Origin of the sequence: Rhizobium sp. BK196 (assembly GCF_014193255.1) — a bacterium.
In the GTDB taxonomy this organism is placed as follows: domain Bacteria; phylum Pseudomonadota; class Alphaproteobacteria; order Rhizobiales; family Rhizobiaceae; genus Rhizobium.
This window is the reverse complement of the sequence record NZ_JACHZB010000010.1, coordinates 201611-215641: the sequence shown is the minus strand read 5'-3', so window position 1 is coordinate 215641 and position 14031 is coordinate 201611. Positions and strand designations below refer to the sequence as shown.

Annotated in this window: 15 protein-coding genes; 7 read left to right on the top strand and 8 right to left on the bottom strand. The window is 60.0% G+C overall.

The window, feature by feature from the left end:
• Positions 1-112 precede the first annotated feature (112 nt).
• A complete protein-coding gene (locus FHT78_RS26920; RefSeq protein ID WP_183749607.1) occupies positions 113-2746 on the top strand; it encodes a TIGR02302 family protein in 2634 nt (877 codons plus the stop codon).
• A 57-nt stretch (positions 2747-2803) separates the two neighbouring features.
• Here FHT78_RS26920 and FHT78_RS26915 read toward each other — a convergent pair whose 3' ends face one another.
• The 3 genes from FHT78_RS26915 to FHT78_RS26905 all read right to left on the bottom strand — a co-directional run bounded on the left by FHT78_RS26915 (position 2804) and on the right by FHT78_RS26905 (position 4621).
• A complete protein-coding gene (locus tag FHT78_RS26915; protein ID WP_183749606.1) occupies positions 2804-3163 on the bottom strand; it encodes a response regulator in 360 nt (119 codons plus the stop codon).
• Positions 3164-3281: 118 nt separating this feature from the next.
• A complete protein-coding gene (hpt, locus tag FHT78_RS26910) occupies positions 3282-3824 on the bottom strand; it encodes a hypoxanthine phosphoribosyltransferase (RefSeq protein WP_183749605.1) in 543 nt (180 codons plus the stop codon).
• A 110-nt stretch (positions 3825-3934) separates the two neighbouring features.
• Complete coding sequence (locus FHT78_RS26905) at positions 3935-4621, bottom strand: hypothetical protein (RefSeq protein WP_348644768.1); 687 nt, start codon at positions 4619-4621, stop codon at positions 3935-3937.
• Between the two features lie 181 nt (positions 4622-4802).
• Here FHT78_RS26905 and ftsE point away from each other — a divergent pair, with 181 nt between their 5' ends.
• From ftsE to FHT78_RS26885, 4 genes are all read left to right on the top strand, one after another.
• The gene (ftsE, locus tag FHT78_RS26900) at positions 4803-5462 is read left to right on the top strand and encodes a cell division ATP-binding protein FtsE (protein WP_183749604.1); all 660 of its coding nucleotides are present in this window, start codon (positions 4803-4805) and stop codon (positions 5460-5462) included.
• On the top strand, positions 5455-6477 hold the full coding sequence (locus tag FHT78_RS26895; protein WP_183749603.1) for an ABC transporter permease: 1023 nt from the start codon (positions 5455-5457) through the stop codon (positions 6475-6477). The genes ftsE and FHT78_RS26895 overlap by 8 nt, the downstream gene beginning before the upstream one ends.
• 67 nt (positions 6478-6544) lie before the next feature.
• Positions 6545-7258 carry a YdcF family protein gene (locus FHT78_RS26890; protein WP_183749602.1) on the top strand — a complete coding sequence of 238 codons (714 nt, stop codon included), beginning with the start codon at positions 6545-6547 and terminating at the stop codon, positions 7256-7258.
• A gap of 192 nt (positions 7259-7450) precedes the next feature.
• Positions 7451-8248: a 1-acyl-sn-glycerol-3-phosphate acyltransferase gene (locus tag FHT78_RS26885; protein ID WP_183749601.1), complete on the top strand. Its 798-nt coding sequence runs from the start codon at positions 7451-7453 to the stop codon at positions 8246-8248.
• Here FHT78_RS26885 and FHT78_RS26880 read toward each other — a convergent pair.
• Positions 8245-8778, bottom strand: a complete 534-nt coding sequence (locus FHT78_RS26880; RefSeq protein ID WP_183749600.1) for a gamma-glutamylcyclotransferase — start codon at positions 8776-8778, stop codon at positions 8245-8247. The genes FHT78_RS26885 and FHT78_RS26880 overlap by 4 nt on opposite strands.
• A gap of 49 nt (positions 8779-8827) precedes the next feature.
• On the opposite strand from FHT78_RS26880, the gene FHT78_RS26875 reads away from it, so the two are divergent.
• A complete protein-coding gene (locus FHT78_RS26875) occupies positions 8828-9844 on the top strand; it encodes a DUF2125 domain-containing protein (RefSeq protein ID WP_183749599.1) in 1017 nt (338 codons plus the stop codon).
• On the opposite strand, the gene FHT78_RS26870 is transcribed toward FHT78_RS26875, so the two are convergent.
• The 4 genes from FHT78_RS26870 to FHT78_RS26855 all read right to left on the bottom strand — a co-directional run bounded on the left by FHT78_RS26870 (position 9841) and on the right by FHT78_RS26855 (position 13205).
• Complete coding sequence (locus FHT78_RS26870) at positions 9841-10260, bottom strand: GNAT family N-acetyltransferase (RefSeq protein WP_183749598.1); 420 nt, start codon at positions 10258-10260, stop codon at positions 9841-9843. The two genes, FHT78_RS26875 and FHT78_RS26870, sit on opposite strands and share 4 nt — an antisense overlap.
• A 2-nt stretch (positions 10261-10262) precedes the next feature.
• Positions 10263-11207, bottom strand: a complete 945-nt coding sequence (locus FHT78_RS26865; RefSeq protein ID WP_312858781.1) for a prephenate/arogenate dehydrogenase family protein — start codon at positions 11205-11207, stop codon at positions 10263-10265.
• Positions 11186-12283 carry a histidinol-phosphate transaminase gene (hisC, locus tag FHT78_RS26860; protein WP_183749596.1) on the bottom strand — a complete coding sequence of 366 codons (1098 nt, stop codon included), beginning with the start codon at positions 12281-12283 and terminating at the stop codon, positions 11186-11188. Before hisC ends, FHT78_RS26865 begins: the two co-directional genes overlap by 22 nt.
• A gap of 145 nt (positions 12284-12428) precedes the next feature.
• Positions 12429-13205: a class I SAM-dependent methyltransferase gene (locus tag FHT78_RS26855; protein WP_183749595.1), complete on the bottom strand. Its 777-nt coding sequence runs from the start codon at positions 13203-13205 to the stop codon at positions 12429-12431.
• Positions 13206-13259: 54 nt separating this feature from the next.
• Between FHT78_RS26855 and gloB the strand changes: the two genes are divergently transcribed.
• Positions 13260-14030 carry a hydroxyacylglutathione hydrolase gene (gloB, locus tag FHT78_RS26850; protein WP_183749594.1) on the top strand — a complete coding sequence of 257 codons (771 nt, stop codon included), beginning with the start codon at positions 13260-13262 and terminating at the stop codon, positions 14028-14030.
• Position 14031: the final 1 nt, after the last annotated feature.

Genomic DNA, 14031 nt, shown 5'->3' with positions numbered 1-14031 from the left:
GCCCTCGCCTTCGCCACAAAGAGTGTTATCCTTTTCTTTCGTGAGCGTATTGCCCAGCAATCGCCGGAAGCGCCCTCTGTTCCCTGAACACCAGATCGCGGAGACCGGATTGATGACAAGCCCCGCAAGGCAGAAGAAAGGCGCATTCGCGTTTCAACCCTCTCTTGCGCGGCTGGTGGCTGCAAAACGTTTCCTGGCCAGGCTCGTGCTTTTCGCCGAGCAGGTCCTTCCGTCGCTGGTGCCCGCTCTTTCCGTCATCGCGATTTATCTCTCGGTCTCCTGGTTCGGCTTCTTCCGCATCCTACCGGACTGGCTGCGGATCCTCCTTCTGATCGCCTTTGCTGCCGGCTTCTTTGTTTCTCTGCTGCCGTTCCGCAATCTTCGCTGGCCGCGGATTGTCGATGCCGACCGCATGCTGGAAGAACGCAACGGCCTGCCGCATCAGCCAGTCATGGTGCAGGAGGATGAACCCGCCTTCGATACACCCTTCTCCCGCACCCTGTGGCGTGAACACCAGACGCGCATGGCGCGGAAGATCGCGACATTGGACGCCGGTCTGCCGCGACCAGATATCGCCCGACACGATCGCTTCGCGTTGCGTGCCATTCCGGCGCTGCTGGTCGTCACCGCATTCGGTTATTCCCTGTCGATCAACGGCGGCTCCGTCGCCGACGCATTCCAGCCTGCACCCGCGCACGTAACGAGCAATCCGGCCGTGCGTATCGATGCATGGGTGACCCCTCCCTCCTATACCGGCCGCGCACCGATCTATCTGACGACTGACGGCAGTGAGCAGGCGCCGATCAGTGTTCCGCAGTTTTCCAGCCTGACGGTGCGCGTCAGTGGCGGCCAATCGACCGAAAAGGTGCTGTTCAGAAAGGCCGATGGCGAAAGCCAGGAAATCGCCGTTCAGGAAGACACCCGGCCGCAGCAGCCGGCCACAAATGCCAATACCGAACAGGCGTCGGGTACTCCAGTTACACCTCAGTTGATGGCGCAGACGCACGTCATGAAGCTCGAGGAAAATGGCGCGCTGCAGGCAAACGGCCGCACCTGGAATTTCGACGTGCTGCCCGACAAGGCGCCGGAAATCGGCTTCGACGGCATGCCGCGCCGCACTGTCAACGGCGCGCTGGAAATCGGCTTTATGGTGAAGGACGATTACGGCGTGCAGGAAGCCCGTGCCGAGATTGGGCCGGTCGAATCCGATCCGTCTGCAACACCACTCTTTCCGCTGCCGGAATTCCGGCTGGACATTCCCCGCCGCAATGCACGTGACGGCAAGGGCTTGACCAGCAAGAACCTGACTGAACACCCGCTGGCCGGCAAACGCGTGCGCATCACCCTCGTCGCCAAGGATGCCGCCGGGCAGACCGGTCGCAGCCCGCCCTATGAGATGATCATGCCGTCGCGTCCGTTCAGCGAGCCGCTGGCTGCCGCCGTCGCCGAAGAGCGCCAGACCTTCGCTCTCGATACCCGCAAGATGCCCGAGGCGATCGCCCTCAACGAAGCCCTGACGATCCGGCCCGAGGAGACGATCCCGAACACCACCCATTACCTGCTGATCGAGTCCGCACTGACCCGCATGAAGCTCGCCAAGGGTGATGAGCAGCTCAAGGATACGGCTCAATATCTCTGGGACATCGCGCTTGGAATCGAGGAAGGCGATCTTTCGCTTGCCGAACGGCGGCTGCGCGACGCCCAGCAGAACCTTGCCGATGCGCTGAACCGCAATGCGCCAGACGCCGAAATCAAGAAGCTGATGGACGAGCTTCGGAAAGCGATGCAGGACTATATGAGCGAGCTCGCCCAGCGCCTGCAGAACATGCCGATGCAGCCGAACCAGAATGCCCAGAATTTCCTGCGCCAGCAGGATTTGCAGCGCATGATGGATCAGATTGAAAATCTGGCACGCTCCGGCAATCGCGATGCCGCCCAGCAGATGCTCTCCGATCTGCAGCGTCTGATGAACAACCTGCAGACGGCGCGCCCGCAGCGCGGTCAGCAGCAGGAAAACAGCCAGCTGACTCAGCAGATGAATAAACTCGGCCAAATCCTGCGCGACCAGCAGAAGCTGATGGATGAGACCTTCCGCCTCGACCAGCGGTTACGCGACCGCATGCAGCGCGGCGATCCCAACATGGACGACATGATGCCCGGCGAGGAAGGCCAGCAGCAACAGCAGCAGGGTCAACAGCAGCAGCAAGGCCAGCAGCCCGGTGACCAGATGACGGCCGAGCAACTGCGCGAAGCGTTAAAACAACTCCGTACCCAGCAGGATGCGCTCGGCAAGCAGTTGCAGGAACTGCAGAAGGGCCTTGGCGATATGGGTATGAAGCCGGGCGAAGGCTTCGGTCAGGCGCAGCGCGAAATGGAAGGCGCCGGCCGTGACCTCGGCCAAGGCAATGGCAGCAGCGCCGTGGAAGGCCAGGGACGGGCGCTTGAAGCCCTGCGGCAAGGCGCCCGTGACATGATGAGCCAGATGATGCAGGCGCAGCAAGGTCAACACGGACAGCAGGGTCCGAACGGCCAGCTCGGCCAAGGCAACCAGAACGGCCGCGATCCGCTCGGCCGCCCCCGCCAGACCGATCTCGGGCCGGATATGAACAACGATGTGAAGATACCCGACGAGATCGATGTTCAGCGTGCCCGAGAGATTCTCGACGCTATTCGCGAAAAGCTAGGCAACAATCCGACCCAGGCGATCGAACGTCAATATCTCGAGCGTCTGCTGGATATTCAGTGATGCTTGAAGATGTGGGAGCTGTTGGCGTGCCTTAAAGCACGCCCACCCTACAAAATGTTAAGCCACCAGCGCCCGCGCTACGGCCTTGCGGATGTCAGGCAGGGCGAACGGCTTCGGCACGACATCGATGATCTTTTCGGCGAGATCGTCGGCCCGTTCGCGCTGCTCGGCATAACCCGTCATCAGCAGGATTTTCAGCGCGGGAAAGGCGTCCTTAGCCTGATGCGCAAGTTCGATGCCGTCCATGACCGGCATGCGAATATCCGAGAGCAGCAGATCGTAACTGCCGCCCTTCAGCTTTTCCAGCCCTTCCGCCCCATCGGCGGCTTCATCGGTCTCATGACCGTCAAGGCGTAGTGCCCGGGCTACGAAAATACGAAGGGAATCTTCGTCTTCCGTGATCAGAATTTTTGCCATCTGTGCATTGCTCCGTCGTCATGCCCCGCGACGGAGATCGCATGCGGTTCCCTAGCGATCGGTAAACATATCAGGCCGATCGACGGAATGGTTAACAAGCCGTCTTGAAGGAGGACGCTTACGCGTCGCCGGTAACCACGCCGACAAAGGGCAGCTCGCGGAAGGCATAAGCGACATCCATGCCGTAACCGACGACGAAATAGTCAGGGCACTCGAAACCGACATAATCAGCTTCCAGCTTTTCCTTGCGCTTCACACTCTTGTCTAGCAGCACGGCGATGGTGACGTTGCGCGCCCCACGCTCATAGAGTAGTTCCTTGGCGAACAGCAGCGTGCGGCCGGATTCGAGTATATCGTCGATCAGCAGGACGTCACGATCCTTCACGTCACTGTCGATATCCTTCACGATACGCACCCCCTGCGACACCGTACCGGTGCCATAGCTCGAGAGCGTGACGAATTCGACTTCGGGAGCAAGGCCGGTATCGTGCAGGGCGCGCAGCAGATCGGCTGCGAAAATGAAAGAACCCTTGAGTATAGCGATGACCAGGAGGTCCTTCGTTGGACCGGCGGCGATCTCCTGCGCCATGGAGTGATTGCGCTCGGCTATCTGCTCGGCGGTGAAGAGCGGCTCGATGTTTTTTCCGCGCACGACAGGCATAAAGGCTTGCTCCATAAAATGAAGGGTAAGCCGTTAGCACATTAATTTCGGCGACACACCCCGCAAGGAAAGGTTTTCCTCTCAATCAGGCTAAAAGCGCCTGCCGGCGATCACGGCATGAAGGAAAGCCGAACCTCCGGCAGCTTGCCGCCGGCATGCTGCACGCGGGTCGAAAAACCCCGGCTCTGCCCGGCATAGATGGCGTCCGTCGGCGGCTCAATGACGATGCTGGCAGTCAGCCGCTCGTCTGCGACGAGGTCGGCACGGATCGGTTTGACCTGTTGTGTCACACCGCTTGCGTTCTCAATGATGCCATTGATCAGCAGAATGCGCATGCCGTTGGCGTCGCGCGGGGTAATCGTCACATGTGAGAAGTGGAGTGCAGCAGCGGGCGACGCTCCGCTGTTCGAAAGACCGGAAAATCCGCCGGCAAATCCGAAGACCAGTACGAAGAGCGAGATCACCAGTGCCGCAAAGCCCGGTCGCGACGCCCGTTGCAGCCAGACCTCTATACCGCGCACGACTGCGGCAGCGGTGGCAAGCAAGATTGGAGGCCGAGCCTTGGATGGGACGTGACGGCGATTGTCGTTATGGGTCGCATCACGGGCTCTGACAGATGCACCTTGCTGCCGCACTTTGCCGACGACAATGAATTCGGCATCGGCAACGTCATCCCTGCGCGGCATGCGGCGGGGTTGGCGGATAACAGGCTCCGGCAGCAGAAAATCATAGGCCCGGCCTGCGGCCTGTCGTCTGAAGAAGGATGCTTCCATGGTGGCGGCCTCTCGGATGTCCACATGGTTTCACTGCCTGAGACAATCTTGGCATTGAAACGAATCCAGCCCAGTCGTAAATTTAAATGGTTAATGCTTCGCAAAGATCGCCATCAAACGGGCGTCTTTCCGGCAAAATTTACCGGCTGTTAACGGTGTTGGTTAACAAGTCATGCGGTGAAACCACGAAAGACTGAGCTGCCCGTTGATCCACTTCGAGAATGTCGGTTTGCGATATGGTATGGGTCCGGAAATCCTCCGGGACCTGACCTTCGACATCCCGAAAAAGTCGTTTCAGTTTCTGACTGGCCCCTCCGGCGCCGGAAAGACGACGCTTCTGCGCCTGCTCTTCATGTCACTGCAGCCGACCCGCGGCCTGATCCGCATGTTCGGACGCGACATCTCCGAAATCCCGCGTCCTGAACTGCCGCTGCTGCGTCGCCGCGTTGGCCTTGTCTTTCAGGATTTTCGTCTTCTCGACCATCTGACGACCTATGAAAATGTGGCCCTGCCGCTTCGCGTGCGCGGCAAGGATGAAAGTACTTACAAGACTGACGTGCTGGAACTTTTGAAATGGGTCGGTCTCGGCGAACGCATCAACGTGCTGCCGCCCGTGCTCTCAGGTGGCGAGAAACAGCGCGCTGCAATCGCCCGCGCATTGATGGATCGACCGGAAGTGTTGCTTGCCGACGAGCCGACCGGCAATGTCGATCCGCCTATGGCCAAGCGCCTGCTGAACCTTTTCATGGAACTCAATCGTCTGGGCACCGCCGTGGTGATCGCCACTCACGATCTCTCGCTGATGGACCAGGTAGAAGCCCGCCGCATGATCCTCTCGGAAGGGCATCTCGATATTTATGACTAAAACGCCGACCAGGACCCGAGCAAAAACGCCCGCCGCTGCTCCTGCCCAGCAGCCCAAGCGCCCGGAGATGCGCGTGCGCCCGACGGCGCCGATCCTGCCGCCATCAAACATTCAAGGCAATGCGCTGATGGTCGTCATCGCCATCATGGCTTTCCTCGCCTGCCTGACGCTCGGGGGCGTCAGCATGGTTCGCTCGACGGCAGCGAGCTGGGAAAGCCAGATCTCCCGCGAAATCACCATTCAGATCAAGCCAGACGACAATCTGGATATGGAAAAAACTCTCGTTCAAGCCCGCGATATCGCGCTGACCTTCGTCGGCACGAAGAGTGGGCAGATCGTCGATGAAGCCGCCACCGCGCGCCTTCTGGAGCCCTGGCTCGGCAGCGGCCTCGACATCAGGGAACTCCCCGTGCCGCGACTGGTGATCATCACCATCGACGAGAACCATCCGCCCGACTTTGCGGCAATGCGGGATCTCCTGAAGGAAAGCGTTCCGCAAGCCTTCCTCGACGATCACCGCACCTGGGTCGACCGGCTGGTAGCGATGGCTCGCACCACGGTCATGATCGGTACTGGCATCCTGCTGCTTGTTTTTGCCGCCATGGTGCTGACGGTGGTCTTTGCCACGCGCGGCGTGCTCTCGGGCAACCGCCACATCGTCGAAGTGTTGCATTTCGTCGGTGCCGAGAGCTCCTTCGTCGCAACGGAATTCCAGAAGCATTTCCTGAAGATCAGCCTCAAGGGTTCGGCAATCGGCAGTACACTGGCCGCCCTCTTTTTCGCCGGCGCCGGCTTCTTGCAGAGCAAGACACTGGCCACGCCAGAAACCGATCAGGCAACGGCCCTCTTCGGTACTTTTTCGGTCGGTGTCCTCGGCTATCTCGGCATCTTCGCGACGATGATCGTCATCGCACTGCTGACGACGCTCACGGCGCGGCTCACCGTCATGCGCACGATCTATGAAATCGACACATTGCGTTCCGATCCAACACGCGCGGACGGCATCGTGAATTAGCCGCAGCCATGCCTTTTTGCCATGAAAGCGTCTGTTCCGCGCCGCAATCAGCGTATAATCACGACTCATGACGATGGGCCATACGACACGCAATCCGATTCGCCCGGACCCGGAGCTTGAACGCCCCGAGAGCGTTTCGCCGCGGCGTGGCCCGGTCCGTCGCTTATTGCGCTGGATAGGCTTCTCCTGCGTGTTGCTCGTAGCGCTGATCTTTGGCGGCTTTTTGCGCTTCGCAGATTCGGTGACGACGCTGAAGCCTCCCGCCGAGCCGCGGGCAGACGCAATCATCGTGCTGACCGGCGGTTATCAGCGCATCGATCAGGCCGTCGAGCTCCTGCAGAAAGGCGCCGGCAAGCGGCTGCTTATCTCGGGGGCGCATCCGTCCACGACGCCGACGCAGATCCGCAAGATGACTCAAGGGCCGGCCGATCTTTTCTCCTGCTGTGTCGACATCGGCTACGACGCTCTCGATACGATCGGCAATGCGGAGGAGGCGTCGAACTGGATCCACGACAGAGGCTACAAGAGCATACTTGTCGTCACCAATAACTACCACATGCCGCGCAGCCTCGCCGAACTCGCATATGTGGATCCCGACATCGAATTCATCCCCTATCCTGTCGTCAATTCCGATCTGAAGACACGCGATTGGTTTACCGATCCGAACGCCTTGCGCGTCATGCTGGCCGAATACGCCAAGTTGCTGCTGGCCGGCGCGCGCAACATCCTCGGCCTGCGCCATACCGGCCTGCGTTCAGCCAGCCTGGCCAGCCAGAGCTGAGGCTTTTACGCGCTACAGCACCGGCCTGAAAATCGGAATCGATTTTCAGAAAGCGTGATGCGTAGATTCAAAGAGTTAGAGCGTCCTTTGTGCGTTCGAATGGACGCACGGCGCTCTAGCGGCAATCAGGCGCTTTTTCTGATAGACAATATCGTGTAGGCCGGTCGCGTGACCGTGCTTCGGGAAAGTTTCATGATCGCTCTGCGTTCCGTTCTGTTCAACACGATCTTCTATGCCAACCTCATCGTCAGGATGATCGTGCTCTCCCCCTTCTACTTCATCGCGCCGCGCAAGCTCGCCTACAACGTCCCCAAGAACTGGGCGCGCTCCAACCACTGGCTGATGCGGGTGATCGTAGGCACCACCTTCGAGATCGAGGGCTTGGAGAACCTGCCTGACGGCAGCTACATCATTGCGCCAAAGCATCAGTCCTTCTGGGACACCTATGCGCTGCTGCCAAACCTCAAGGACCCGGTCTATATCCTCAAGCGCGAGCTTATGTGGATTCCGTTGTTTGGCTGGTACGCCAAGAGGCAGCGCATGATCCCGGTCGATCGCGGCGCGCGCGGCAAGGTGATGGTGGAGGTGCTGAAGCGCACAAAGGAAGAGCTCGCCACCGGCCGCCAGCTCATTATCTATCCCGAGGGCACGCGCCGCCCACCGGGTGCCGAGCCGATGTACAAATACGGCATCGCCCGCATGTATCGCGATCTGCAGCTCCCGGTCGTACCCATCGTCATGCATCCCGGCCTGTTCTGGCCGCGCCGCAGCACCATGCGTTATCCCGGTCATTTCAAGGTGCAGATCCTGCCGCCCATCATGCCCGGGATGGATCCCGACGCCTTCTTCGCCCATCTGATCGACGTGACGGAAAGCGCCAGCGATCAGCTTCTGATCGATACCGTGGAGCGCAATCCGCATGTTCCGCTGCCGCCGACCGCCGTTGAACGGCTGGCTGAACTGCGCAAAAAAAGGGCTGTTACTGCTTAAGCTGTGTTACGCAGCCGCGTAACTTCCTGGACCACCTGCTCCAGCCACTGATCGCGGATACCCATCTCCTTGAGATGTGCCAGCGTGTTGAAGACATAGGCATCGTTCGGCCCCGACTGGCCGACCGAAACGTTGACGATCCGCGCGGCGGCAAGCGCATCCAGCGCGCCGGCATATTGCTCATGGGCACGATCGACCACATAGGCGACGGCCCGCACGTTGCGACCATCGGAAAGCTGCAGCGGCAGGTGCCGTTCGAGATAGACATTGGTGACGAGTTCGCGCGCGCGTAAATAGTCGATCACCTCGTCCCAATTGTCAGGCGCGACCTGGAAGGCCATGCCGCGGCAAGCACCGCCCCGGTCGAGGCCGAGAACGAGACCGGGATTTTCACGGTTGCCGCGATGGACGAAGGAGCGGACACAGAGCGAGCGCCTATAGCCATAAACCAGGGCTTGTGATCGCTCGACGAATTCGAAGCCAGGATTCCACATCAACGAGCCGTAGCCAAATACCCAAAATTCGTCCATATCGCACGCCAGATCAAATCAGATTTCGCTCTCACCATTGGAGAACATCATGGCAGCGTCAAGCCGATCCGGCAGCGGCCAATACAGCAGCGGCAGGAAATTCTGGTTGTTGGGCGGCGCCATTCTTCTGGTGATCGCTCTTTATACGGGCGGCTGGCTTTATGCGGCCTCCGCGCTGAAACAGACCGTACTGACCGCGATCGCGCCCCGCGCCGATGTCGGCGTGAGCGGCGAGTGCTCCGATATCGAATTCCGCGGCTTTCCTTTCCGCATCGGACTTTTTTGCTCCAAGGTGGATGTGGACGACAATGTAAATGGTATTTCCGCCACCTTCGGCGCGCTTCGCTCCGCCGCTCAGGTCTATGCCCCCGGCCATATCGTCTGGGAACTCGACGCCCCGGCAGAAATCCGTACCGCGCAAGGCCTGACCGTCAATGCCCAATGGGACAATCTGCAATCGAGCCTCGTCACCAAGGCACAGGGCATCGGCCGTACCTCGACGGTCATCGACGGACTGAAGGCCGTGGCCATCTCCTCCTTTACCGGCCAGACCGTCAATTTCGATGCCGCCCGCACCGAAATCCACCTGCGGCAGAACGGAGCGGATCTTGACGGCGCAATCTCCGTGGAAAACGCCGATGCTGTAATCAAGGACTGGCCGCAGGTCTTCCCGAAATTCTCCGCCAGCGCCGACCTGACCTTGATTGGCAAAGCCGGAATGATCGACGGCACCGACGAACAGGGCATCCACGGCTCTCAGGGCGAGCTTCGCCGCATCGTCGCCGATATCGGCGATGGCAAGGTGATGACCGTCTCCGGCCCCTTCTCCTTCGACGAGCAGGGCTTCCTATCCGGCAAGTTCAAGCTGGAGATCGAACAGCTCGGTCCCTGGGGCAAAAGCATCAAGGAGGCCTTCCCCGATATCGCCTCGACCGTCGATACCGCGACCAAGCTGTTGAAGGCGCTTGCCGGCGGCGGCGATAAGGTTTCCGTCGATCTCGTCGTCGATCACGGCAATGCAACGGTGAGCGGCTTCATCCCGCTCGGCAAGATCCCGCCGGTTTAATCGAGTTTTTTATGGAAAAAGACTTCCGGCACCATCTGGATGCCGGGCAGTTCGATCGACCCCGTTTCGGAAAAGCCGTTGCGGCGATGCCAATCCTGCGGATGGCTTTCATCACACTCGCTCGACGTCATCAAAAGACGCGCGCCGCTCTCGCGCATCTCGGTTTCCCAGGCGAGAAACAGCGCCGTGCCGATGCCGGACCGACGATGGCCATCCAGCACCAGGATCATTTCCATATAGGGAATCCGGCCCCAGAAACGGGAGAAGCGCAGGAAGCCTACGATTTCATCTTGCTCGCGGGCGATCAGGTATTCGCCGAGATCGATGCAGCGGGAAACCCAGGCTTCGCCGACATGATGATCTTCGCGAAGCAGCCATTCCTTCTCCGTCCGGCCCGGCTTCGCGATCTCGATCATGACTATTTCTTTTCCAGCGGATGCGGGCGGCCGAAATCCGGCGCATCCACATCCTGCCCTGCCTGGACGATCGAGCGGCGGATGGCACGGGTACGCGTGAAGAGTTCGAAGATCTTGTCGCCCTCGCCCCAGCGGATCGCCCTCTGCAGATAGGCGAGATCTTCCGAGAAACGCGCCAGCATTTCCAAGATCGCGTCACGATTGTGCAGGCAGACATCCCGCCACATCGTCGGATCTGATGCAGCAAGACGGGTGAAGTCGCGGAAGCCGGAGGCGGAATATTTGATGACCTCCGATTCCGTGACGGTTTCCAGATCGTCGGCAGTGCCGACGATATTGTAAGCTATGAGATGCGGCAGATGAGAGACGATGGCGAGCACCTTGTCATGATGCTGGGCGTCCATCTCGTCGACTCGGGAGCCGAGTGCTTCCCAGAAGCTGCGCAGCGTCTTCAGCGCCGTCGGGTCCGTTCCTTCGAGCGGCGTCAGGATGCACCAGCGCCCTTGGAACAGGCCGGGGAAGCCTGCATCCGGGCCGGACTTTTCCGTGCCCGCGATCGGATGGCCGGCAATGAAATGCACATGGCTGGGCATGTGCGGCTGCATCTGCGCGATCACGGAAGCCTTGGTGGAACCGACATCCGTGACGATCGCGCCGGGTTTCAGGCTGCCGGCGATCTCTTTCGCCACGCTTTCGGAGGCGCCGACCGGCACCGACACGATAACCAGATCGGCATCCTTTACCGCCTCGGCCGAGGAGGTCGTATAGTGATCGCCAAGCTTCAGCTCTTCAGCGCGCTTCAGCGTCTCGGCGCTGCGCGTGGCGACGATGACTTCTTTGGCAAGTCCGAGCCGCTTGATATCATGAGCAAGGGAGGAGCCGATCAGGCCGATACCGATCAGGGTAATGCGATCGAACTGCGCCGTCATGCCTTGCGCCCCATGAATTCGCCGAGCGCCTCGATGACACCGTGATTGGCCTCTTCCGGACCGACGCTCATGCGCAGCGAATTCGGAAAGCCATAGCTGCGTACTGCGCGCAGGATATAGCCGCGGCTCGTCAGGAATTCATCGGCATCTGCCGCACGCTTACCGTCGGTTTCGGGGAAATGAATGAGAACGAAGTTGGCGACCGAGGGCGTGACCTTGAGGCCAATGGCCTCTAATGCGTTCGTCAGCTTCTCGATCCACATCTGGTTGAAGGACACGGCTTCCTGAATGAAGGACTGGTCGCGAATGGCTGCCGCACCCGCCGCGATTGCCGGCGCATTCATATTAAACGGACCCCGCACACGGTTCAGCGCATCGATGATCTCGACGGGGGCATACATCCACCCGACGCGTAGAGCTGCAAGACCGTAAGCCTTCGAAAAAGTACGGGTCATGACAACGTTGGCGTTCGAGGAGACGACCTCGATGCCGGATTCGTAGTCATTCCGGCGGACATACTCCGCGTAGGCTGCATCGAGCACGAGGACGACGTGCTTCGGCAGGCCGGCCTGCAGGCGGCGGATCTCGCTGACCGGAATATAAGTGCCGGTCGGATTGCCGGGATTGGCGATAAAGACGATTTTCGTCTTGTCCGTCACCGCGGCAAGGATCGCATCGACATCGACCGTATGGTTCTTTTCCTTGACCACGACAGGTGTTGCGCCCGCGCCCATGATCTGGATCTTATAGACGAGGAAGCCGTGCTCGGTGATAATGCCTTCGTCACCGGGGCCGAGGTAGACGTGGCAGAGCAAGCCCAGCAATTCGTCGGAGCCGTTGCCGCACAGGATGTTTGCCGGGTTGAGCCCATGTACCGAAGCGATAGCCTCGCGCAACTCAAGCGCCTGTCCATCAGGATACCGCTCAAGATTGCCTGCGGCCGCCTTGAATGCTTCGATCGCCTTGGGGCTCGCGCCAAGCGGGGTCTCGTTGGAGGAGAGCTTGTAGACGCGGGTAACACCCGCTGCATGCTCCTTGCCCGGCACATAGGCTGCGATATCGAGAATGCCGGGACGCGGAACGGGTTTGCTCATCTCAACGCTCATGGATCGACCTTGGAAACTGCCGGAAAGCCGGCGAAAGACTTGAGTGCAATTAAAGCGGAACGACGATTTTGTCGAGTGCTGCAAGCCTAGAGCATTTCCTGGTCAGATTGCAGCATTCTGACCAGGAAATGCTCTAGCGGCTGCGCGTCGTCGGCACGCCGTGCGGCGCAAGCACAGGCACAAAGACGCGGCGGGAGGCGCGGGCGGCGACCGGCAGGCCCTGGTAAAGCCGCTTCTGTGCCTCAACGATGATCACGCCGGAAAAAGCCGGCCAGAGCATGCGGCCGATCCGCTCGAAGCCGCGACGCAAGCGCAGCACGGCGCGCAGTTTCGATGGCGGGAAGAACAGAGCCTCGGCTGTGGCACCCGGTGTGAAATTTGTCTCCCGCAGCAGATGGGTCAGCTGGCCGCGGGAATATGGCCGACCGGAGCCGAAGGGCGTATGCTCCATGCGTGCCCAGACACCGCGGCGGTTCGGCACGACGATGATGAGCCGGCCGCCCGGCGCCAGTACCCGCCAGAGTTCCTTCAGCGTCTCGCGTGGACTTTCCGCAAATTCCAGCGAATGCACCATCAGGACGCGATCGATCGAAGAATCCGGCAGCGGCAGTTCCTCGTCAAAAATCAGCGCGGTGGAGGAAAGCGAGCCGACAGGCCAGTTAACCGCCCCCTGGCCGGCCGGCATAAAGGCGAAGGTGCGCTCCGTATCGGCCTGGAACCGGTCGAGGAAAGGCACGGAATAGCCGATGCCCACAAGCCGCTCCTGCGGCAATCGGACCCAAAGCGACGACAACGCCATGGCGATCGACTGCTCGGCCATGCGCCCCAGTTCGGAATGATAGAATTGGCGAAGATCGACGATATCGGCGTGCATTATTTCAAATGTTATCAGCGACCGGTTGGACTTCAAGGCCGGAACCTCTACATTCCCGGTCAGTTCGAGGGATAAGGGATTATTTGAGCGATGAAACCTTTGGAATTAGAAGTTTTTCTTTGCCGCAGCGACAATTTCGGCGTTCTGGTCCATGATACGGAGACTGGGCAGACTGCCTCGATCGATGCGCCCGATGCGGCAGCCGTCGAAGCCGCTGCTGCACGCCGCGGCTGGAACGTCACTCATATCTTCACGACCCACCACCACATCGACCACGTGGAAGGCAATCTGTCGTTGAAGGAACAGTATGGCCTTGAGATCATCGGCCCAGTTAATGAAGCCGTGGCAATCCCCGGCCTCGACAAGACGATGAGCGACGGCGACAGCTTCCTCTTCGGCGACCATACGGTGAACGTCATCGAAACGCCGGGCCATACTGCAGGCCATATCTGCTACCACTTTGCCGACGATAAGCTGCTTTTTGCCGCCGACACGCTCTTTGCGCTCGGCTGCGGCCGCTTGTTCGAACGACCTGCCGCCGACATGTGGCATTCGCTGCAGAAGCTTGCGGTCCTGCCGGATGAGACCGCTGTTTATTTCGGCCACGAATACACGCTCTCCAACGCCCGCTTCGCAGTCACCATCGACCCGGACAATGAGCGTCTGAAAAGCCGCGCTGCGGAAATCGAGGCACTACGCGCCGAAGGCAAGTTCACCATTCCGACAACGCTGGCGCTCGAAAAAGAAACCAATCCCTTTCTGCGCGCGGCCGATCCCGCTATCCGCCGCAACCTGCTGATGGAAGGCAAGACGAACGAAGAGGTCTTCGCTGAGATCCGTAAGCGCAAGGACAATTTTTAGG